The 20421-nt window shown below is 71.2% G+C and carries 23 protein-coding genes and 1 pseudogene; 13 read left to right on the top strand and 11 right to left on the bottom strand.

Features of this window, described 5'->3' with window-relative positions; genetic code table 11:
- Positions 1 to 16: 16 nt before the first annotated feature.
- Positions 17 to 853 carry a helix-turn-helix domain-containing protein gene (locus ABT154_RS18470; protein ID WP_351857886.1) on the bottom strand — a complete coding sequence of 279 codons (837 nt, stop codon included), beginning with the start codon at positions 851 to 853 and terminating at the stop codon, positions 17 to 19.
- Between ABT154_RS18470 and ABT154_RS18465 the strand changes: the two genes are divergently transcribed.
- A complete protein-coding gene (locus ABT154_RS18465) occupies positions 836 to 1063 on the top strand; it encodes a hypothetical protein (RefSeq protein ID WP_351857885.1) in 228 nt (75 codons plus the stop codon). The two genes, ABT154_RS18470 and ABT154_RS18465, sit on opposite strands and share 18 nt — an antisense overlap.
- Here ABT154_RS18465 and ABT154_RS18460 read toward each other — a convergent pair.
- Complete coding sequence (locus ABT154_RS18460; protein ID WP_351857884.1) at positions 1038 to 2042, bottom strand: SdiA-regulated/phytase-like domain-containing protein; 1005 nt, start codon at positions 2040 to 2042, stop codon at positions 1038 to 1040. The two genes, ABT154_RS18465 and ABT154_RS18460, sit on opposite strands and share 26 nt — an antisense overlap.
- Before the next feature lie 275 nt (positions 2043 to 2317).
- Here ABT154_RS18460 and ABT154_RS18455 point away from each other — a divergent pair, with 275 nt between their 5' ends.
- Together ABT154_RS18455 and ABT154_RS18450 are read left to right on the top strand one after the other, a co-directional pair.
- On the top strand, positions 2318 to 3121 hold the full coding sequence (locus ABT154_RS18455; RefSeq protein WP_351858017.1) for an alpha/beta fold hydrolase: 804 nt from the start codon (positions 2318 to 2320) through the stop codon (positions 3119 to 3121).
- A 166-nt stretch (positions 3122 to 3287) separates the two neighbouring features.
- The gene (locus tag ABT154_RS18450; RefSeq protein WP_351857883.1) at positions 3288 to 3968 is read left to right on the top strand and encodes a GDSL-type esterase/lipase family protein; all 681 of its coding nucleotides are present in this window, start codon (positions 3288 to 3290) and stop codon (positions 3966 to 3968) included.
- Between the two features lie 15 nt (positions 3969 to 3983).
- Here ABT154_RS18450 and ABT154_RS18445 read toward each other — a convergent pair whose 3' ends face one another.
- Positions 3984 to 4385 (bottom strand): carboxymuconolactone decarboxylase family protein, encoded by a 402-nt coding sequence (locus ABT154_RS18445; protein WP_351858016.1) that lies wholly within the window; start codon positions 4383 to 4385, stop codon positions 3984 to 3986.
- Between the two features lie 47 nt (positions 4386 to 4432).
- On the opposite strand from ABT154_RS18445, the gene ABT154_RS18440 reads away from it, so the two are divergent.
- A complete protein-coding gene (locus tag ABT154_RS18440) occupies positions 4433 to 4966 on the top strand; it encodes a MarR family winged helix-turn-helix transcriptional regulator (RefSeq protein WP_351857882.1) in 534 nt (177 codons plus the stop codon).
- 102 nt (positions 4967 to 5068) lie between these two features.
- Here ABT154_RS18440 and ABT154_RS18435 read toward each other — a convergent pair whose 3' ends face one another.
- Together ABT154_RS18435 and thpR are read right to left on the bottom strand one after the other, a co-directional pair.
- Positions 5069 to 6058: an aldo/keto reductase gene (locus ABT154_RS18435; RefSeq protein ID WP_351857881.1), complete on the bottom strand. Its 990-nt coding sequence runs from the start codon at positions 6056 to 6058 to the stop codon at positions 5069 to 5071.
- 177 nt (positions 6059 to 6235) lie between these two features.
- On the bottom strand, positions 6236 to 6820 hold the full coding sequence (gene thpR / locus ABT154_RS18430; protein WP_351857880.1) for an RNA 2',3'-cyclic phosphodiesterase: 585 nt from the start codon (positions 6818 to 6820) through the stop codon (positions 6236 to 6238).
- A gap of 184 nt (positions 6821 to 7004) precedes the next feature.
- On the opposite strand from thpR, the gene ABT154_RS18425 reads away from it, so the two are divergent.
- Complete coding sequence (locus ABT154_RS18425; RefSeq protein WP_351857879.1) at positions 7005 to 7505, top strand: GNAT family N-acetyltransferase; 501 nt, start codon at positions 7005 to 7007, stop codon at positions 7503 to 7505.
- Positions 7506 to 7609: 104 nt separating this feature from the next.
- Here ABT154_RS18425 and ABT154_RS18420 read toward each other — a convergent pair whose 3' ends face one another.
- Both ABT154_RS18420 and ABT154_RS18415 read right to left on the bottom strand, forming a co-directional pair.
- Complete coding sequence (locus ABT154_RS18420; RefSeq protein WP_351857878.1) at positions 7610 to 8947, bottom strand: MFS transporter; 1338 nt, start codon at positions 8945 to 8947, stop codon at positions 7610 to 7612.
- 77 nt (positions 8948 to 9024) lie between these two features.
- Entirely contained in the window at positions 9025 to 9468 is a 444-nt protein-coding gene (locus ABT154_RS18415) for a MarR family winged helix-turn-helix transcriptional regulator (RefSeq protein WP_317873784.1), read from the bottom strand.
- Positions 9469 to 9668: 200 nt separating this feature from the next.
- Here ABT154_RS18415 and ABT154_RS18410 point away from each other — a divergent pair, with 200 nt between their 5' ends.
- Positions 9669 to 9914 (top strand): hypothetical protein, encoded by a 246-nt coding sequence (locus tag ABT154_RS18410; RefSeq protein ID WP_056552923.1) that lies wholly within the window; start codon positions 9669 to 9671, stop codon positions 9912 to 9914.
- Here ABT154_RS18410 and ABT154_RS18405 read toward each other — a convergent pair.
- Positions 9884 to 11335: an NCS2 family permease gene (locus ABT154_RS18405; RefSeq protein ID WP_351857877.1), complete on the bottom strand. Its 1452-nt coding sequence runs from the start codon at positions 11333 to 11335 to the stop codon at positions 9884 to 9886. The two genes, ABT154_RS18410 and ABT154_RS18405, sit on opposite strands and share 31 nt — an antisense overlap.
- 147 nt (positions 11336 to 11482) lie before the next feature.
- On the opposite strand from ABT154_RS18405, the gene ABT154_RS18400 reads away from it, so the two are divergent.
- Both ABT154_RS18400 and ABT154_RS18395 read left to right on the top strand, forming a co-directional pair.
- Positions 11483 to 11830 carry a DUF2530 domain-containing protein gene (locus tag ABT154_RS18400; RefSeq protein ID WP_351857876.1) on the top strand — a complete coding sequence of 116 codons (348 nt, stop codon included), beginning with the start codon at positions 11483 to 11485 and terminating at the stop codon, positions 11828 to 11830.
- Positions 11831 to 11952: 122 nt separating this feature from the next.
- Complete coding sequence (locus ABT154_RS18395; protein ID WP_351857875.1) at positions 11953 to 14361, top strand: HAD-IC family P-type ATPase; 2409 nt, start codon at positions 11953 to 11955, stop codon at positions 14359 to 14361.
- A gap of 3 nt (positions 14362 to 14364) precedes the next feature.
- Here the strand turns inward: ABT154_RS18395 and ABT154_RS18390 are convergent, their stop codons facing one another.
- The 3 genes from ABT154_RS18390 to ABT154_RS18380 form a co-directional block, all read right to left on the bottom strand.
- Positions 14365 to 15342: a hypothetical protein gene (locus tag ABT154_RS18390; RefSeq protein WP_351857874.1), complete on the bottom strand. Its 978-nt coding sequence runs from the start codon at positions 15340 to 15342 to the stop codon at positions 14365 to 14367.
- 387 nt (positions 15343 to 15729) lie between these two features.
- Positions 15730 to 16308, bottom strand: a complete 579-nt coding sequence (locus tag ABT154_RS18385; protein ID WP_351857873.1) for an HD domain-containing protein — start codon at positions 16306 to 16308, stop codon at positions 15730 to 15732.
- Positions 16309 to 16325: 17 nt separating this feature from the next.
- Positions 16326 to 17423: a helix-turn-helix domain-containing protein gene (locus ABT154_RS18380; RefSeq protein WP_351857872.1), complete on the bottom strand. Its 1098-nt coding sequence runs from the start codon at positions 17421 to 17423 to the stop codon at positions 16326 to 16328.
- 151 nt (positions 17424 to 17574) lie between these two features.
- Here ABT154_RS18380 and ABT154_RS18375 point away from each other — a divergent pair, with 151 nt between their 5' ends.
- From ABT154_RS18375 to tgmC, 5 genes and pseudogenes are all read left to right on the top strand, one after another.
- Positions 17575 to 17742: a hypothetical protein gene (locus ABT154_RS18375; RefSeq protein WP_351857871.1), complete on the top strand. Its 168-nt coding sequence runs from the start codon at positions 17575 to 17577 to the stop codon at positions 17740 to 17742.
- A 92-nt stretch (positions 17743 to 17834) separates the two neighbouring features.
- The gene (locus tag ABT154_RS18370) at positions 17835 to 17960 is read left to right on the top strand and encodes a hypothetical protein (RefSeq protein ID WP_351857870.1); all 126 of its coding nucleotides are present in this window, start codon (positions 17835 to 17837) and stop codon (positions 17958 to 17960) included.
- 23 nt (positions 17961 to 17983) lie between these two features.
- The gene (tgmA, locus tag ABT154_RS18365) at positions 17984 to 18295 is read left to right on the top strand and encodes a putative ATP-grasp-modified RiPP (RefSeq protein ID WP_351857869.1); all 312 of its coding nucleotides are present in this window, start codon (positions 17984 to 17986) and stop codon (positions 18293 to 18295) included.
- Positions 18292 to 19233 (top strand): annotated as a pseudogene (gene tgmB / locus ABT154_RS18360) (ATP-grasp ribosomal peptide maturase); the annotation flags it as partial. The gene tgmA and the pseudogene tgmB, both read left to right, overlap by 4 nt.
- Before the next feature lie 5 nt (positions 19234 to 19238).
- A complete protein-coding gene (gene tgmC, locus ABT154_RS18355; RefSeq protein WP_351857868.1) occupies positions 19239 to 20366 on the top strand; it encodes an ATP-grasp peptide maturase system methyltransferase in 1128 nt (375 codons plus the stop codon).
- Positions 20367 to 20421 lie beyond the last annotated feature (55 nt).

Genomic DNA, 20421 nt, shown 5'->3' with positions numbered 1-20421 from the left:
ACCCGGACCTCTGAGATCAGCGGCTTCCGCGGCGGTGGTCGCTGGGCGCCATGCCGTACGCGCGGCGGAAGGCGCGGCTGAAGTCCGCCTGGCGCCGGAAGCCCCAGCGGCTCGCGATCTCGCCGATTCCGCAGTGCCCGAGAAGCGGGTCGGCGAGGTCCGCCCTGCTGCGTTCGAGGCGGAGGCGCCGGATCAGGGCTCCGACCGTCTCCGGCTCCTCACGGAAGAGCAGATGGAGGAGGCGTACGGAGATGTGGCGGTGGGCGGCGACGGCCGCCGGGCCCAGCTCCGGATCGGACAGGTTGTGGTCGATGAAGGCGCGGACGCGGGTGCGCAGGACCTGCTGCCGGGTCTCGGCGGGCAGCGGGGCCGGGCTGTCGCCGGCGGCGGCCAGGAAGGTGGCGGCGAGGTCGAGAGCCGTGCCGCCCAGTCGGCGCAGCTCGGCGGGCGCGCACCGGTCGGCCTCGGCGCGGAGCCCGTTCAGGTAGGTGGCGAGCAGCGCCCCCGAGCCGGTGCGGGCGGGGAGCGCCCTGCCGAGGAGGCGGTCCGCCCGGTTCTGCGGCAGGGGCAGCGCGGCCCGGGACAGGCGCAGCAGGGTGACCTGCGGGAGCCGCCCCTCGTCGTGGAACTCGCAGATCTGGCGAGCACCGGGGGCACCCAGGTCGCCGCCGACAAGATCGCCCTGCCCGGCGGCGAGCTGCTGCTGACGCTTCCCGGGGAGCGGAAGGCCCGCGACCTGGACGCGACGGCGGTCCCGGGCGACACCGTGGGCACCTGCCGCTGCTCGTACGTGTGCGCCTACAAGTTCGAGAACTTCACGGGCGACCGGTTCGACATGTTCACCTGCGACCACCTGTTCCGCATCGAGTGGAACACGACCGGCTCCTGGATCAACAACCAGCGCTCGGACCTGTACGCGGACTTCTACGACAAGGCCAAGGCCATCCGCTGGACCTCGCCCGGCGGTCTCAGCTACGACCCGCAGGCCATGGCGCTGGGTCTGGTACGTGAGCCCCTGCTGATCCGCCGCTCCGGGCTCAGTCCCGGCGCAGCAGTCGTTTGACGCCGACCACGAGGATCGTGGCGCCCGCGAGGACGAGGAAGCCGACGGTGACGTTGCCCTTCTCGCCCTCGGCTGCGGGGGACGAGGGGGAGTCGGGCGCGCCGCCCGGCGACTCCTTCGGCTTCCCGGAGGGCTGCTCCGCTCCTGGCCGCTCCACCCGCAGGACCCGGCTGTCGCGGCCCTCCGAGCCGAACATGAACGCCGAGCCGTCTCTCGTGTACGTCACCGACTCCGCCTGCCCCTGGAAGGGGGCCCCGACCGCCGTGCCGTCGTCACCGAGGCTGCCGCCGCCCGGGCCGCCCTCCTTCCAGGCGTACTCCTTCGCGCTGAAGTAGCCGCGCAGGACCAGCCTGCCACCGTCCGGCGAGAAGGCGCCGTCGGTCACCCACGGCACCTCGTCGACCTTCCGGAAGACGTTCGTCCCCGAGGAGGAGAGCCGCTCGGGGCCCGCGTACAGCCCGCCGCCGTCCTCGTTCTTGCTGGCGATGTACACCCGGCCGGTCTTCGGATGGACCATCAGTGCCTCGGCGTTGCGCGGCCCGTCGGCGTACTTCACGACGTACTGCTTCGCCGCCACCGTCCGGTCCCCCAGCTCCTTCGGCTCGGGGAAGCGGTAGATCCAGACGTGGTCCCAGGAGCCGTCGAGATTGTCGCCGATGTCGCCGACGTAGATGTCGCCGTCCGGGCCGATCGCGATGGCCTCCATGTCCCGGGGGGTCCCGACCCCCTTCATCGTCAGGGTCGCGACCGTCTTTCCCGTACGGGAGTCGATGCCGTAGATCAGGGGGGCGTCCTGGTCGTTGTGCGTCCAGTAGATCCCGGGGTGGGCCCGGCTCGCGGCGAGGCCGCTGGACTCGGTGACCCGGGAGTCCTCGATGGTGAAGTCCCGGTCGGGCTCCTGCCCTTCGGCATGGGCGAGACCGGCCGGGAGCAGCACCAGGGCCGCCGCCGCGCCGAGAGCACACAGAGCAGATCGCATGACCCAAGCCTGCCACGGTGCGGCGGCGCCGGCCTGGCCCCTCGACCCTGAAAACTCCCTTGACCTGCCCCGGAGCCACTGTCAGGGTCGCGCCCGTGACCACCTCCACACCGCAGCCCTCCGCCCCGCAGCCCTCCTCCGCGCAGCCCTCCGCCCCGCAGCCCTCCTCCGCGCAGCCCTCCGCCCCGCAGCCCTCCTCCGCGCAGCCCTCCGCCCCGCAGCCCTCCGCCCCGCAGACCTTCTCCGCGCCCGACGGCACGACGCTCGCCTACCACGTGTCCGGCTCCGGTACCCCGCTGCTCTGTCTCCCCGGCGGCCCCTTCCAGGACTCCGCCTACCTCGGCGACCTCGGCGGGCTGAGCGCCCACCGGCGGCTGATCCGGCTCGACCTCAGGGGCACGGGCGCGTCCGCCGTGCCGGACGACCCGGCCTCGTACCGCTGCGACCGGCTCGTCGAGGACGTGGAGGCGCTGCGCGCGCACCTGGGCCTGGAGACCGTCGACGTGCTCGGGCACTCGGCGGGCGCGAACCTCGCGGCGCTGTACACGGCCCGGTACCCGCAGCGGGTGGCCCGCCTGGTCCTCCTCACCCCGGGCACGGCGGCCGTCGGGATCGACACGAGCGGCGAGGAGCGGCTCGCGGCGGCCCGCCGGCCGTGGCGCGAGGAGGAGCCGTGGTTCCCGGAGGCGTACGCGGCCCTGGAGGAGCTCGCGGCGGGGCGCGGGAGCGCGGCGGCCTTCGCGGCGGTCGCGCCGTTCTTCCACGGCACCTGGGACGAGGCGGCGCGGGAGCGGCACGCGGAGAGCGACCGGCGGCGCAACGCCGAGGGGGCGGCCGTCCACAGCAGCGAGGGCGCCTTCGAACCGGCCGCCACGCGCGCGGTGTTGGCGACGTTCGACCGGCCGGTCCTCGTCGTCGCCGGCGAGGGCGACGCGAACACCCCGGTGCCGACGGCCACCGCGTACGCGGAGCTGTTCCCGAAGGGCGAGCCGGCCGTCGTGGCGGGCGCCGGGCACTTCCCGTGGCATGACGACGCGGAGGGGCTCCTGACGACCGTGGAAACCTTCCTGAAGGACTGAGGACTGGAGACAGGAAGGCCCGGAACCCGGAACCCGGAGCCCTGAGCCGTGAGCCCTGAGCCGTGAGCCGTGAGCCGTGGGAGCTGACGCCTGAGGCCCGACGCGCACCCCCGTCGTGTCCCGGATCACGTCGCTGCCCCGGGACCGCGTCCGCGATGATATGACCATGCGTTTTCTGTTCGTCGGCGACAGCATGACCATCGGACGCGCCGGCGACTGGACCTGGCGCTACCGCATGTGGCGGCACCTGGAGTCCGCGTTCCCGGGCGGGTACGAGATCGTCGGCCCGCGCACCGGACTGTACGACCCCGCCGCCGACGCCCCGGCCTCCGCGGCGTACGCCGACCCGGCCTTCCCCGAGCCCGCCCGCAGGCATCTGGCCGGCTGGGGCGAGGGCTGGCTGCACATGGCGCCGGTGATCGGCGGGACCGTCACGGCGACCGGGGCCGACGTCCTGCTGGTCTCGCTCGGTCTGATCGACCTCGGTTTCTACACCAACAGCGATCAGACCGAGGCGAACGTCCGGGCCTTCGTCGCGGCGGCCCGCGCCGCGAACCCGCACGTCAGGGCGGTCCTCCTGCCCGTCATACCCAATGTCCGCGCAGGCTACGACGCCCCCTTCGCGGCCGAGTGCACCCGCTTCAACGAGCTGCTCGCGAAGGCGGTCGCCGACCTGGACACGGCCGCCTCGCCGCTGCTGCTCGCGACGGTCCCGGAGTCGTACGACCTCGGAGCCGACACGTACGACGGCACCCACCCGGGCCCCACCGGGGAACACAAGCTGGCGGCGGCCTTCGCCGACGCGATGCACCAGGCGTGGGGGCTGGGCGGCCCGTACCGCCCCTGAGCCCGGCCTCCTGTTTCAGGCCGCCCGGGTGAGACGGTTCGCGAAGGTGGAGAGGGTGTACGCGCCGATGCCGAGGACGACCTCCAGGGCGTTGCGGCGGGTGTAGCCGGCCTTCGCGAAGGCGGCGAGGTCCTCGTCGGTCACCGCACCGGAGGAGGCGAGGACCCGGAGGGTGAACGTCCGGACGGCGGCGAGGCGTTCGGGGTCGGGGACGGGGCCGAGGGCGGCCATCTCGGCCTCGTGCATGTCGACGCAGAGGTGGCACTGATGGCGTTCGGCGACGGTCAGGACGACGGTCTCGCGGGAGTGCGGGTCGAGGGTGGTGGACTCGAAGATCGCGCTGAGCCTGAGGAAGCCGTCGAGGGTCTCCGGGGACTCCTTGAGGAGGGCGACGGCGGCGGCGGTACGGGCGGACATGTCGAGCGGTGCGGACAAGGCGGTTCCCCCTGCCTAGAATGGACAACATGGTTGACCATGTCGTGGGAGAAAACGTAAACCAGGTTGTCGATTCTGGCAAGGGGGTACCCGGGAACGACGCTCCCGGGTACGAACTGCCCCTGCTCCTCTTCGGCGGCTTCCGCACGCTCATCGACCGGCTGCACGCCCGCCTCGCCACGGAGGGGCATCCCGACATGCGCCCCGCACACGGCTTCGCCATGCAGGCCGTCGGCGTTCGGGGTGCCACCGCCAGCGAGATCGGCCGCAGCCTCGGCGTCTCCAAGCAGGCCGCCGGCAAGACCGTCGACCGGCTGCTCGCCCTCGGTTACGCCGACCGTGCCGACGACCCCACCGACGCCCGCCGCAAGCTCGTCCGCCTCACCCCGCGCGGCTTCGACGCCCTGGCCCGCTCGGCGGCGATCTTCGACGAGCTGCGGGCGGAGTGGGTCGCGGCCCTGGGCGCGGACCGCGTCCGGGACATGGAGGGGGCCCTGCGGCAGGTCGTACCTGCGGAGACGGCGTTCCACCTGGACGCCCCGAGCTGGCTCGGGGCGCCCTGACCACCGGCCCGGACACCGGGCGCCCGGGCCGCCCCGAGCGATCCCTCATCCGCCTCCGGTCCCCTACGGGATCACCGGACTGGCCCCCGGTCCCCTACGGGATCACCAGGCGAAGGCCTCCGGGGACGGGCCCGGGCCCGGGAAGATCTCGTCCAGGGCCGTCAGCAGCTCCTCCGTCAGCTCCACCTCCAGGGCGCGCAGCGCGCCGGAGAGCTGCTCGGGGGTGCGCGGGCCGACGATCGGGCCCGTCACGCCCGGCCGGGTGAGCAGCCAGGCGAGGGCCGTCTCGCCGGGCGCGAGGCCGTGCTTGTCGAGCAGGTCCTCGTAGGCCTGGAGCTTCGCCCGGGAGGCCGGGTCGGCGAGGGTGGCCCCCGCGCGTCCCTCCGTACGGCGCTTGCCCTCGACCTCCTTCTTCAGGACCCCGCCGAGGAGGCCGCCGTGCAGCGGCGACCAGGGGATGACGCCGAGGCCGTACTCCTGCGCGGCCGGGATGACCTCCATCTCGGCGCGCCGCTCGAAGAGGTTGTAGAGGCACTGCTCGCTGACGAGACCGACCGAGCCGCGCCGGGCGGCGGCCTCGTTGGCCTGGGCGATCTTGTAGCCGGGGAAGTTCGAGGAGCCCGCGTAGAGCACCTTGCCCTGCTGGATGAGGACGTCGACGGCCTGCCAGATCTCCTCGAAGGGAGTCGCGCGGTCGATGTGGTGGAACTGGTAGACGTCGATGTAGTCGGTGCCGAGGCGCTTGAGGCTGGCCTCGACGGCCCTGCGGATGTTCAGCGCCGAGAGCTTGTCGTGGTTGGGCCAGGCCTCGCCGTCGGCGCCCATGTTCCCGTAGACCTTGGTGGCGAGGACGGTCCGGTCGCGGCGGCCGTCACCCTTCGCGAACCAGGAACCGACGATCTCCTCGGTCCGGCCCTTGTTCTCGCCCCAGCCGTACACGTTGGCGGTGTCGAAGAAGTTGAGTCCGGCGTCCAGCGCCGCGTCCATGATCGCGTGGCTGGTGGGTTCGTCGGTCTGAGGTCCGAAGTTCATCGTGCCGAGGACGAGGCGGCTGACCTTGAGTCCGGTGCGTCCGAGCTGCGTGTACTCCATGGGAGCCAAGCCAACTGCTTCGAGCGCACTCGAAGCAAGGGACTTCCCACGGCATGGGCGGGGCGGGGTACGGGAGGGCTACTGGCCGGCCAGTGACGTCACCGCGATGATCGCGAACATCAGTACGAGCACGCCGGCCATGATTCGGTTACGGGTCTTCGGGTCCACCCGACGAGGTTAACCCGACTGCGCCCCGGACCCCTCAAGCGGCCAGGCTCCGACCGTCTCGTAACGGGGCTGCTCGCCCCGCACCCCGCTCACCGGCAGGCTCGACCGGACGAGCGCCAGCTCCTCGACCTGCCACCGGGTCCCCTCGAAGCCGCCGAGGCTGTCGAGGAACGGGTGCAGGTCCATCCCCTCCCCGCGGGCGCGGCCGAGTGTCACATGCGCCTGGTAGCGACGGTGCTCCTCCATCGGCACCCCGGACCTGCGCGCGGCGGCGTCGGCGCGCTCGGCCAGCAGCCGCAGCTCGTCCAGGTCCCCCGCGACCCCGGTCCACAGGGCGCGCCGCCCGAAGTGGCCGCCCCCGTGGAGCCGCAGCGGGAACGGCGGGGTGCGGTGCGCGGCCCTCGCGAGCCGTACGCGCAGTTCGGGCAGCAGTTCCTCGTCGACCTCCCCCATGAAGGCGAGCGTGAGGTGCCAGCCGGGCCGCGAGGTCCAGCGGAGCCCGTCCGCGCCGGGCAGCCGGCGCAGCCGGTCGACGACGTGTCCGAGCTCGGTCAGCCGCTCCGGGGGCGGCAGGACGGCGGCGAAGAGCCTCATGGGGGAAGTCTGGCAGGAGACGGGCCGTCGCCGTCGGAACGCCTGGTCGCGCGCCTGCCCCCGGGAGCCCTTACCGCCGTCGGATCCGCCGTGGCCACGCGCGCGACAACGCGGTGCGCCAGGCACTTCCCCTCCCCGACCGCTCCCCTCCCGGCCGGATGACGGTGCGGCTAGGGTCGGCGGGATGAAGATCCGGAAGGGCGGGGCGGAGGACCTCCCCGCGATACTCGCGATACTCGACAGCGCCGTGGTGTGGCTCAACGGCGAGGGGATCACCGCCCAGTGGGGCACGGAGTCGTTCTCCGGGCGGCCGAAGGCGGTGGAGCAGGTCGAGCGGACGATGTCCGAGGGCGACCCGTGGATCGTCGAGATCGACGGCGTGCCCGCCGGCACGATGACGCTGACGCCGCACCCCGGCCAGTACATCGAGCCCGCCGGGGAGCCCGAGGTGTACGTCCGCCTCCTGGCGACCGACGGGCGCTTCCACGGCCGTGGGGTCGGCGCGGCGCTCCTGGCGCACGCGGAGGCGGAGACCCGCCGCCAGGGGGTGTCGCTGCTGCGGGTGGACTGCTTCGCGGGCAGCGAGGGCCGCCTCATCGCGTACTACGAGCGCCAGGGTTTCACCCGGACCGAGGAGTTCCTGGTGGGCGACTGGCCGGGGCAGGTCCTGGAACGGCGGTTCTGAGGCGCCGGGGAGAACGGGGGCGCCGGGAAGAACGGGGGCGCCGGTGGGCGCCGGGTAGACGGGGGCGCCGGTCGGCGCCCCCGTACTCGTACGACCTCTCCCGCCTACGCGGCCGTGGCGAGCCGCTCGCGTGCCACGAACCGGACCTGCGGGTGTCCGCGCCGCCAGGTCCACGCGACCTTGAGGTCGCCGACCCGGGCCAGGACCAGGCCCACGACCACCGCCGCCGCGAGCGAGATCACGCCGCCCGTGGCGAAGCCGACGCGGGCGCCGTAGGTGTCGGTGACCCAGCCGAGGAGCGGCGCGCCGATCGGCGTGCCCCCGGCGAAGACCATCATGTAGAGGCTCATGACCCGGCCCCGCATGGCGGGGTCGGTCGCCATCTGGACGGCCGAGTTCGCGGTGATGTTGACCGTGAGGCCGATCATGCCGATCGGTACGAGCAGCAGCGCGAACAGCCAGAACGTCGGCGACAGGGCCGCCGCGATCTCCAGGACGCCGAAGACGCCCGCCGCGATCACCAGCATCCGCAGCCGGGTGGAGCCACGCCGGGCCGCCGCGAGGGCGCCGACCAGGGAGCCGGCCGCCATCAGGGTGTTGAGGAAGCCGTACGCGCCGGCGCCGACGTGGAAGACGTCGCCGGAGAAGGCGGTGAGCCAGATCGGGAAGTTGAACCCGAAGGTGCCGATGAAGCCGACGAGGACGATCGGCCAGATCAGGTCCGGCCGCCCGGCCACGTACCGCAGGCCCTCCCGGAGCTGGCCCTTGCCGCGCGGGGCGCGCTCCACCTTGTGGAGCTCGCCGGTCCGCATGAGCAGGAGGCTCACGAGGGGGGCGAGGAAGGACAGGCCGTTGAGGAGGAAGGCCCAGCCGCTGCCGACCCCGGCGATGAGGACACCGGCGACGGCGGGACCGATGAGCCGCGCGGACTGGAAGTTCGCCGAGTTCAGGGAGACGGCGTTGCGCAGCTGGTCGGGGCCGACCATCTCGGCGACGTACGCCTGCCGGGCCGGGTTGTCGACGACCGTGACCATGCCGAGCAGGAAGGCGATCAGGTAGACGTGCCAGACCTGGATGCTGCCGGAGAGGGTGAGGACGGCGAGTGCGATGCCGCAGACGCCGAGGGCGGCCTGGCTGACGAGCAGCAGGCGCCGCTTCGGGTAGCGGTCGGCGATGACACCGCCGTAGAGGCCGAAGAGCAGCATCGGCAGGAACTGCAGGGCGGTCGTGATGCCGACGGCGGCGGCCGAGCCGGTGAGGCTCAGGACCAGCCAGTCCTGGGTGATGCGGGCCATCCAGGTGCCGGTGTTGGAGACGATGGCACCGGTGAAGAACAGCCGGTAGTTACGAATCCTGAGCGAGGAGAAGGTTTCCCCCCGCCCACGGGTCTTGAGGGTGGGTTGATGGACGGGTGCGGAGTCTGCTCCGGGTCCCGTACTCAAAGTGCGTCGCCTCCTTGGCGCAGGGTCGGGGGTGTCCGGCGGTCCGGGACCCCTGTCCCGGACCGCCGGACACCCCCTTACAGATGGGCGAGCTTCTCCAGGACCGGGGCAGCCGCGCGCAGCTTGGCCCATTCGTCCTCGTCCAGGCCCTCGGCGAGGGAGGCCAGCCAGGCGTTCCGCTTGCGGCGGGACTCTTCGAGCATGGCTTCGGCCTGCTCGGTCTGGCTGACCACCTTCTGCCGGCGGTCGTCGGGGTGCGGCTCCAGCCGGACCAGTCCCTTGGCTTCGAGCAGCGCGACGATGCGGGTCATCGACGGAGGCTGGACGTGCTCCTTGCGGGCCAGCTCGCCGGGGGTGGCGGAGCCGCAGAGCGCGAGGGTGCCGAGCACCGACATCTCGGTGGGGCTCAGCGACTCGTCGACGCGCTGGTGCTTGAGGCGTCGGCCCAGTCGCATGACGGAGGAGCGGAGCGCGTTCACGGCCGCGACGTCGTCGGCGGTGCCGTGGGACAGGTCAGGCATGTTTGTTAGCCTAACTCATTACTCTGTCTAAATACCAACGGGGGCACACCGGGGTAGCGCGCATCACACCCGTATTCTCCGCGCACGCGCGTGAACCTGGCGCTCGCAGGTCACGCTTCGGCATCCATGTATCACCCAAACGAGTGAGTCGGATCCGGAAAGTGACGCAACGAGGCACCCGCTGCCCCGACCCTGACGGCATGGGATCGACAGTGCTCAGCCTGCGCATCGACAGTGAGCTGCTCGACCGGCTCAAGAGTCACGCCGCGAAAAGAGGAATGAGCGTCCAGGACTATGTCGTCCGGACGCTCATTCGGGAGGACTTCGACGAGCGGTTCAAGACCGCCGTCGAGGAGACGCAGAAGTTCTACGGGGAAGGCGGGGCGCCCGGGCCCGAAGGGGCCCGGGACCCGGATCACGTGAGGCCGAGCGCCGGCATCGCGTAGTAGAAGACGAAGACCGCCGACACGACGTACATGGCCGCCGGGACCTCACGGCCCCGCCCGGTCGCCAGCCGCAGCACGCTGAAGCTGATGAAGCCGATGCCGATGCCGTTGGTGATCGAGTACGTGAACGGCATCATCACCATGGCGAGGAACGCGGGCACCGCGATCGTGAAGTCGCTCCAGTCGATGTCCTTGACCGAACCGGCCAGGATCAGGAAGCCGACCGCGAGCAGCGCGGGGGTGGCCGCCTGCGACGGGACCATCGTCGCCAGCGGCGTGAGGAACAGCGCCACCGAGAACAGCGCACCGGTCACCACCGAGGCGAGACCCGTACGGGCACCCTCGCCGACGCCCGCCGTGGACTCCACGAAGCAGGTGGTGGCCGACGAGGAGGTCGCGCCGCCGGAGGCGACGGCCAGGCCGTCGACGAGCAGGACCTTGTTGATGCCGGGGAAGTTGCCGTCCCGGTCGATCAGCTTGGCCTCGTCGCCGACGCCCAGGATCGTGCCCATGGCGTCGAAGAAGCAGGACAGCAGCACGGTGAAGACGAAGAGGGCGCCGGTGAGGAAGCCGACCTTCTCGAAGCCGCCGAAGAGGCTGACCTGGCCGACCAGACCGAAGTCGGGCGAGGCGACCGGGTTGCCGGGCCACTCCGGGGTGGTCAGACCCCAGGACGGGACGGTCGCGACCGCGTTGATCACCATCGCCACGATCGTCATGACGACGATCGAGATGAGGATCGCGCCCGGCACCTTGCGGATGATCAGGGCGAGGGTGAGGAGCGTGCCCAGGACGAAGACCAGGACCGGCCAGCCGGTGAGGTGACCGTCGCCGCCCAGCTGGAGCGGGACGGTGGTGTGCGCGGCGTCGGGGATGCGGGAGACGAAGCCCGAGTCGACGAGGCCGATCAGCATGATGAAGAGGCCGATACCGATCGCGATGCCCTTGCGCAGGCCGACCGGGACCGCGTTCATCACACGCTCGCGCAGACCGGTCGCGACCAGCAGCATCACGACGACGCCGGCGAGGACGACCATGCCCATGGCGTCCGGCCAGGACATCTTCGGCGCGAGCTGGAGGGCGACGACCGTGTTGACCCCGAGGCCGGCGGCGAGGGCGATCGGGACGTTGCCGATGACGCCCATGAGGAGCGTCGAGAACGCCGCCGTCAGGACGGTGGCGGTGACGAGCTGGCCGCTGTCGAGCTGGTGCCCGTACATGTCCTTGGCGCTGCCGAGGATGATCGGGTTCAGCACGATGATGTAGGCCATCGCGAAGAAGGTGGCGAGACCGCCACGGATCTCGCGGGCGACGGTGGAGCCGCGCTCGGAGATCTTGAAGTAGCGGTCGAGGCCGGAGCCCGGCTCCTGGGGAGCGGTGGGCTCGTCGGGCATGGCCTTGGCGGTGGCCGTGGTGCTCATGGGGTGGGTTCCTCTTCGGGAGTGTCCGTTTGGCGGTTCATACGAACGAAACCCGCCAGAGGCAAACCGTTTCAGTATGAACACATGAACGAGCGAGCGTCCATCTCCGCGCGTAGACACCCGAAAGCCCGGCCTAAACTGAGCCCCATGGCGAAGTGGACACCGAAGCACGAGGCACCCGAGCCCCTGGAAGGGCCCGTCGTCGCCACCATCACCGGCGGAACGATCCTGTGGTTCGTCCTCTTCCTCGTCCAGGTCCCCTTCTACGGCTGGTTCGACGACCGGGACCTGACCTGGTGGGTGTGGACCTGCCTGGCCGGAGCCGGCCTGGGCCTGATCGGCATCTGGTACGTACGGGGGCGGGACGCGGCGATCAAACGGCACGCGGCGGCGGGAGCGGCGGAGGCGACGGAAACAGGCGGGGCCGCGCGGGTGACCGAGGCCGGTCAGGGGGCCGAGGCCGGGGACGACCCCGAGACGCCCGGCCGCGCGTAGCACCAGGGGACACGGCTGCCGAGGGGCCGCGTAGGACCAGGGGACGATTCATCTCCTCCCCCGGTCTGATCTTCGCCCTTCTCGGCGGGTGAACGCCCCGAACCGGTCGTACCGTCGAAAACATGACGCAGCAGGCGAAGATCGACACGGGTGGCGGCGAGACGGCCGAAAACGGACCACCCGTGGTCCACCGGACCGCCGGACTCACCTCCGCCGAGGTCGCCGAGCGCGTCGCGCGCGGTGAGGTGAACGACGTACCCGTACGGAGTTCCCGCTCGACCCCGGACATCGTCCGCGCCAACGTCTTCACCCGCTTCAACGCGATCATCGGCGTGCTGTGGGTGATCATGCTCGCCGTCGCGCCGATCCAGGACAGCCTGTTCGGCTTCGTGATCATCGCCAACACCGGCATCGGCATCATCCAGGAACTCCGCGCCAAGAAGACCCTCGACGGACTCGCCGTCATCGGCGAGGCGAAACCGACCGTCCGGCGCGACGGAGTCGCCGCCGAACTCTCCACCTCCGAGATCGTCCTCGGGGACCTCATCGAGCTGGGCCCCGGAGACAAGGTCGTCGTCGACGGCGAGGTGGCCGAGGCCGACAGCCTGGAGATCGACGAGTCACTGCTCACCGGCGAGGCCGACCCCGTCATCAAGAAGCGCGGCGACCGGATGATGTCCGGCTCGTTCGTCGTCGCCGGCGGCGGCGCCTTCACCGCCACCAAGGTCGGCCGCGAAGCCTACGCGGCGCGGCTCGCCGAGGAGGCCTCCCGCTTCACGCTCGTCCACTCCGAACTGCGTACGGGCATCTCCACGATCCTCAAGTACGTGACGTGGATGATGATCCCGACCGCGCTCGGGCTCGTCATCAGCCAGCTGGTCGTCAAGAACGACAACGTCAAGGACGCCATCGCCCGTACGGTCGGCGGCATCGTCCCGATGATCCCCGAGGGCCTCGTCCTGCTCACCTCGGTCGCGTTCGCGATCGGTGTCGTACGCCTGGGCCGCAAGCAGTGCCTCGTCCAGGAACTCCCGGCCATCGAGGGCCTCGCCCGCGTCGACGTCGTCTGCCTCGACAAGACGGGCACGCTCACCGAGGGCGGCATGGACGTCACGGAGTTCCGGCCGCTCGACGGCGCGGACGAGGCCTATGTACGGAAGGTGCTGGGCGCCCTCGGCGAGTCCGACCCGCGCCCGAACGCCTCCCTCCAGGCGATCATCGACGCCTACCCGGAGACGGTCGAGTGGCGGTGCACGGAGTCGCTGCCGTTCTCCTCCGCCCGCAAGTACAGCGGGGCGTCGTTCAGCGAGGGCGACGGCGAGAACTCGACCTGGCTGCTCGGCGCGCCCGATGTCCTCCTGAAGGCCGGCGACCCGGTGCTCACGGAGATCGACCACCTCAACGAGCAGGGGCTGCGGGTCCTGCTCCTGACCCGCACGGCCCACGAGCTGGACAGCCCCGAGGTCGCCACCGACGCCCGCCCCACCGCACTGGTCGTCCTCGAACAGCGGCTGCGGCCCGACGCAGCCGACACCCTCGCCTACTTCGCCGACCAGAACGTCGCCACCAAGGTCATCTCCGGAGACAACGCGGTCTCGGTGGGCGCCGTGGCCGCGAAGCTCGACATGCCGGGCGCGCAGAACACGGTGGACGCGCGGAAGCTCCCCTCCGACCAGGAGGAGATGGCGAAGGTCCTCGACGAGAACGCGGTCTTCGGCCGCGTCACCCCGCAGCAGAAGCGGGACATGGTCGCCGCCCTCCAGTCCCACGGCCACACCGTCGCGATGACGGGTGACGGCGTCAACGACGTCCTCGCCCTCAAGGACGCGGACATCGGCGTCTCGATGGGCTCGGGCTCGGAGGCGACGCGGGCGGTGGCCCAGATCGTCCTGCTGAACAACAGCTTCGCGACGCTGCCCTCGGTGGTGGCGGAGGGCCGCCGGGTCATCGGCAACATCACCCGGGTCGCGACCCTCTTCCTCACGAAGACGGTCTACTCGGTCCTCCTGGCGGTCCTGGTGGTCTGCTCCCAGGTGGAGTACCCCTTCCTCCCCCGCCACCTCACGCTTCTCTCCACCCTCACCATCGGCGTCCCGGCGTTCTTCCTGGCCCTCGCACCCAACAAGGAACGGGCCAGGCCGAACTTCGTCCGCAGGGTGATGCGGTACGCGATCCCCGGCGGCGTCATCGCGGCGGTCGCCACCTTCGCGACGTACCTGCTGGCCCGCCACTACTACACGGGCCCGGACGCCCTGGGCGCCGAGACCAGCGCGGCCACCCTGACGCTGTTCCTGGTCTCGATGTGGGTCCTGGCGATCATCGCCCGCCCGTACACCTGGTGGCGCCTGACCCTGGTGGCCGCGATGGGCGGCGCCTTCCTCCTGGTCCTCGTGGTCCCCTGGCTCCAGAACTTCTTCGCCCTGAAGCTGGTGGGCGTGACGATGCCGTGGACGGCGGTGGCCATCGCGGCGGCGGGAGCGGTCCTGCTGGAGTTCACGTGGCGGTGGGTGGGGCGGAGGTTCCCGGCGTAGGCGTCAGGCGGCGTGCCGGCAGTCTGCGCATCCGGCGTCCGGGTCGTGACTGCGGAAGGCACGGTCGCATCCGTCGCAGTTGACCAGCGGCGCGGGCCCGTCGGTGACGGACGCCGGGGGTACGGCGGCCAGCGGGGGCGGCAGGAGCGCGGAAAGCCGGAACTCGATGAACCGGCCGGGATGGTGAATGGGCACGTGCGCGGGCGGCAGGGCGGCCGTGAGCGTACGGAGGACCTGGGCGGGGGTGGCGTCCCGGGCGAGCCACTCCTCGACGCCGGGAACGAGCCGGAGGACGTCCCGCCAGGAGAGCAGGAGCCGTGAATCGAGGGTCCGGAGCCGGGCGAGGAGGTCGGCGGCGGGGGTGTGGAGAGGGGACGACTGCGGCGGTACGGGGCGGGGCGCGGGGTGGCGTACGGACGCCGGCGCGGCCACGGACTCGGGGGCGGGCACGGGCTCGGGGGCGGACTGCGACTCCGGCGCGGACCCCGGCGCGGACTCCGACTTCGGGGCAGGCTCCGGCCCCGACTCCACCCCCGGACCCGGACCCGTCTCTCGCAGGGTCCCGGGGATGCCGGGTGACGGCGCCTGGCCCCGCCCCCGCCCGCCGCACCCGGGCTTGTCGTACGACAGCGTCCTGGTGGCGAACCGCCCGCCGCCGAGGGCGACGCGCCGCCGCTCGACGTACCCCTCGGCCACCAGTTCGTTGAGCGCCCGCCGAATGGTGACTTCGCCCTCGCGGAACCGCAGGGTGAGCGTCTTGACGGTGACATCGGTGCCGTCGGGCAGCGACTGGATGTACACACCGAGCCCGATGGCGACGGCGGAGAGCCGCGGATGCTGGGTGAGGTGGTTGCCGACGACGGTGAAGCGGTCGGGGTGCCGGTGCCGTACGCGAATGACCCCGGAGCGAGGCGCGTCGACGGGAATCTCGAACGGAACGGGGCGCGGGGAGGGGGCCGCGTTAGACTGCGGATCAGCCATTGGGAAGCGCTACTTCCTGAGTGCTAGGCCCTCGCCGGGATTTCTCAGGTCCCTGCGGGGGCCGACTTGTCATATGCCAGTGATACGGCCGACCGTACCGCCCCCGCCCCCAGGTGTCCGGTTTCCGGACAGACCTTCACCCGATCGTGTGGCCAAGGGAGTTGGGGAGCGGGAGGGGTGGGTTTGGTGTTTCTCTCCCGTTGATTAAAGGACGTCGAGCAGGACCGGGGCGCGCCCGGGCACGCCCCGGTCAGAGCACGCGTCGGCCCGGCCTCCGACCAACACGCCCCCGGGAGAGGCGGCAAGGAAACGGGGACGGTCTTCGACTCCGAAGACCGGGCCAAGACACCCGGCCCACCCCCTGGAAACCTTGCTCGGGGATGTGCGTCAGCTCAGGAAGGTCTTCCGCCATTCCAGCGGTGACATGGTGAGGGCCGCCTCGGCAAGAGCCTGCGCGGACGGCGTCTTGAGGCTGTTCAGGGAGGTGTCGATCCAGTCCTGGACCAGGGTGTTGCCCTGGGCCCGGTACTCGACGGCCTGCACCAGACACTCCAGCTTGTCCGCGTCCTTGGCCACGATCGCCTCGGGCGTGTCGTGGGCCTCGTACTCCTCCACGACGCGCTGGACCCCGGCCTTCACCGCCGGGTGCGCGGCGGACACCTGATCGGCGGTAACCGCCTGGTTCGACGCTGCGTCGATGTAGCGACGCCCGATGTGCGGGATGTCCCCGATCCGGGTCTCCTGCGTGTCGTGGAACAAGCACATCAGAGCGACCTTGGCGGGGTCCACGCCCTCCATCATGGCCAATACCGCACCGATGACCCCGACACGGAACGAGTGCTCGGCGATCGACTCGGGGTTGTTGTTCCCGGTGAACCACCATCCGGTCCGCTTGGCGTTCTTGAGCACGCCCATCTCGAAGATGAACCCGGCCGTGCCCTGGACGTTCGCCGTCTCGTCTGCCATGTGGTGACCTCCGGTTCTCAGGTGCGATCACGCAAAACGTAATGCACGCTGTCGAGTTCGTGACGTGCCCTTTCGGAAGCGATGCCTTCGTCCAACAGCCGGCCAGTACGCTGCGTCAGGTCGTGGGCCAGCCGTGGTGACGCCTGGGTAAGCCAGGGATGGGCGGTCAGCAGGGCCCACAGGGTGTGGGCGTACAAATCGACGTAACCCGGTGCATGGTGCATCCCGTACGTGAGCCCACGTAAGAGGGTGACGGGGTCCCAGCCGGTCAATTCCCTGTCCTGCATGAACTGGTCATCGGACTGAGGGAGTCGCACACCGCCCAGCCAGTACGCCCAGTAGTTGAGGTTCGCCGCCTCCGCCGTGTCGTCACCGGACAGAGAGCGCTCGATGAAGTCCAGAAGCGGCTGCGGATCGCCCAGTCGGGCCAGTGCCGTCGCGGTCGATCGAGCTTCCGCCCAGTGCTCCGACCATCCACGGCGGGCAAGGACTCCCCGCCTGGCGTGCAGGGCATGCGCTGTCCACGCGGCTGCTTCCGGGCCCCGGTCGTACGAGGCGAGGTAGAGCGCCTGTCGATGCAGCAGCGTCCCTCCGCCTGGTTTCCGTGCGACCTCAGCGGTCCGACGCAGGTGGTCGAAGAACAGCGTCCGATCAGCCGCTCCCAGCAGCGGTGCTGCGGCAACAGGCCCTCTCCTGGGGGCCGGGATACGTCCGGCCAGCGCCGGGGGCGCCACGCCGGTCAGGGCCCAGGCCAGCATGTGAGCTGTGTCCCGGGTATGCACCCAGGACGCGAGCGGGTGCAACCCGACGCCATCCGGAGGCTCCAGCGCGGCGCCGATGATCTGGTCAGCATCCATCGCCGCGTCCAACAGCCCCACCACTCCCGGATCCGCGCCCAGTCCCGCCAGCCGACGTCGCAGATTCAGCAGCGCTCCGGCCCTCATGTTCGCGAGCGGCCTGCGGCCCGACTCCCACCCCTGCATGGTGCCCAGATCCACGCCCAGCGCTTCCGCCATGGACACCTGCGTACGCGGGATGCTCTCCCGCGCCACACGCAGCACGAATCCCGCGACGGTTCCAGCAACCGCACGTCCCCGTACGAGCGGCTTCACCATGTCGGCTCCCGAGAGTGCTCCGTCCCCCAACGCGTACTGCCAGTCAGTCCTATCGCGTTCGTGCCGACCGTACGTTCAAGACCCGGAAACAACCAGCACCCCTACGGGTCACCGATGTTGACGCCCGCAGGCCCACGAGAGGAGCCCTCGCATGCCCACCTCCGCACTCCCCCGCAGGACACCCGGTTCCAGCGGCCGGACGTACTCCTACCCCGACCCCCTCCCCGGTGCCCCCAGCCGGGCGCTCCGCATGCGTGCGGCTGCCGGCTGGGTCAAGTTCATGCGGCGGGCCGAAGCCGACGCGAAGACCAAGACGTGAACCCTGTCGGTCACGACGGCTACGAACGACATCCCTTGCTCCACACGCGAGTTCGCGACATCGCCAGCAAGGGCGAAGGTGAGCTGACAGCCGTGACCCACGAACTGCACAGCGACGGCCGCGTGGTCCGTATCGCTCATGTCCGGCCCACGAGTGGCATCGAGTGGACGACCTCGGCCGACAACATCCAGGCCGCTCTGCTGCCCGTCGAGCGCTGACCCAACCATCTTTGGAGGACACCGTGTTCCACCACATGGACCGGCTCCCGACCGGATCGCCCCTGCCCATGGGCCACGCCACCCCCACGCCCTGGGGCGTGGGGCGCATGGCGCCGTACCCCGCCATGGCCCCGTCCTGGTCGAAGGCCGAGATCGACCCGGCCACCCAGACCGCCCGCTACTTCGACCTGGCCGGCCAGGTCACGGAGACGGCGAAGCACGGGACCAGTACCGGAACCAACCCGGGGACCAACACCGGCAACCCTTCCGATGGGTCCGGCGGCGGTGGCTCCGGGGGCGGGGACAGCGACACCGGGAACGACTCCGACCAATGAGCCGCATCGGCCCGGTGCTGGTCGTCACCATGATCGACGACCCCACGGCCGACCTGGTGATCGAGGAGCTGCACGGCCGGGGCGTCCCGGTCGTGCGGCTCGACTCCGGGGACTTCCCCGCCACCCTGTCGTTCGCGGCCACCCTCACGTCTCACGGCATCGCGGGAACGCTGTCCACCCCCACCCGGACCGCCGACCTCTCCCACGTACGGTCGCTGTACTACCGACGCCCGTCCGGCTTCGCCTTCCCCCATCTCGACGAGCAGGACGCCCGGTTCGCCGTCACCCAGGCCCGCTACGGGCTCGGCGGAGTCCTCGCCTCGCTCCCCGGTTGTCTCTACGTCAATCACCCCCACCGCATTGGGGACGCGGAGTTCAAACCCGCCGGTCTCACCGCCGCGGCTCAGTGCGGCTTCCGCATCCCGCCGACCCTCGTCACCTCGGACCTCGACGCCGCCCGCACGTTCATCCGGACCCACGGACCGGTCATCTACAAACCCCTGTCCACACCCCTCTACCGCATCGACGGCGTGTCCTGCACGGTCGAGGTCGGCGAGGTCACCGCGGCGGAGATCGACGAACGGGTGGCCGGCACCGCGCACCTGTTCCAGCACCGCGTCGACAAGGTCGCCGACGTCCGTGCGACCGTCATCGGGCGGCAGGTGTTCAGCGTACGGATCGACTCCGGGCTGCTGGACTGGCGTACGGACTACGCCCGGCTCACGTACACCGTGGTCGAACCACCACCCGGAATCGCCGACGCCCTTCGCCGGTACCTGGACCACTTCGGGCTGGTCTTCGGCGCTTTCGACTTCGCGGTCGACCGCGCCGGGACAAGGTGGTTCCTCGAATGCAACCCGTCCGGCCAATGGGCATGGATGGAACCGGAAACCGGGCTGCCCATGGTCGCGGCCATGGGCGGCCTCCTCGCGCGGGAGGCCGTGTGCACGACGACAGAACCCTCCGCGAGGCCCTGGCCGACCGGCTCGCCTCCGGCGGTCACCTGCGCTCTCCCCGGTGGCGACGGGCCGTTCTCGACACGCCCCGCCACGAGTTCCTTCGCGGCGGCTACTTCCGGCGCGTGGACGGCGTCGGCCCCACCGGCTGGGAGCCGGTGATGCCCGAGGACCCGACCTGGCTCCGGGCGGCGTACACCGACGATTCGCTGGTGACCCAGATCGCCGGAACCATCGCCCCCGGCGACATCCAGGGCCGGATCCTCCGGGCCCCGACCAGCTCCAGCACCATGCCCGGCCTGGTCGTCCGGATGCTCGAAGAGCTCCATGTGGACGACGGGATGCGCGTCCTGGAGATCGGCACCGGTACGGGCTATTCGACCGCCCTCCTCTGCCACCGCCTCGGCGCCGGCCTCGTGACCTCGGTCGAGGTCGACGAGGACGTTTCCGCCCGAGCCCAGGCAGCCCTCGGCGCCACCGGGAACATGCCCGGCCTGATCGTCGGAGACGGTCTCGCGGGGACCCCGGATGCCGCCCCGTACGACCGGATCGTGGCGACCTGTGGAGTCCTGACGGTCCCACCGGCCTGGCTCGCCCAGACCAGACCCGGTGGGCAGATCCTCGCCACGGTGTGCGGATGGATGTACTCCTCCGAACTCGCCCGCCTCACCGTCGGCAACGACGGCACCGCCCACGGCCGGCTCCTCGGCGGTCAGGTCTCCTTCATGCTGGCCCGTCCCCACCTTCCGCCGCCCTTGGGAGTGCTCCCCGATCTCGCCCTCGGCGAGGAACGCGAGACCGCTCTCGGCCCTGATGGCCTGGACGACTGGACCGCCCGATTCGTCGCCCAGCTCGCCGCGCCTCGCGCCCAGCGCGTCCGGATCTCCGTCGACGGCCGCGAGCCGGACGACGTGGTCCTCGACGTAGACGCCGGGTCATGGGCCGTCCTTCACCGCGATGGCGGTCGCTGGATCGTCCGCCAGGGCGGACCGGACCGCTTGTGGGACGGGATCGAGGACCGGGTCACCCGATGGCGGCAGGACGGCTCACCGGGCCTGGAGCGCTTCCGGATCGCCGTCACTCCGGACGGGCAGCACATCACCTGGCCCCGGTGAGCGGCCCGCTCGCCACGAGGCGGCTGCGAGCGAGGCTTCCGCGCGCGCCGGAACC

The organism is Streptomyces sp. NPDC001728, assembly GCF_040297565.1.
In the GTDB taxonomy this organism is placed as follows: Bacteria; Actinomycetota; Actinomycetes; order Streptomycetales; family Streptomycetaceae; genus Streptomyces.
The sequence above is the reverse complement of the archived record's forward strand: the minus strand, read 5'-3'. Positions and strand labels throughout refer to the sequence as shown.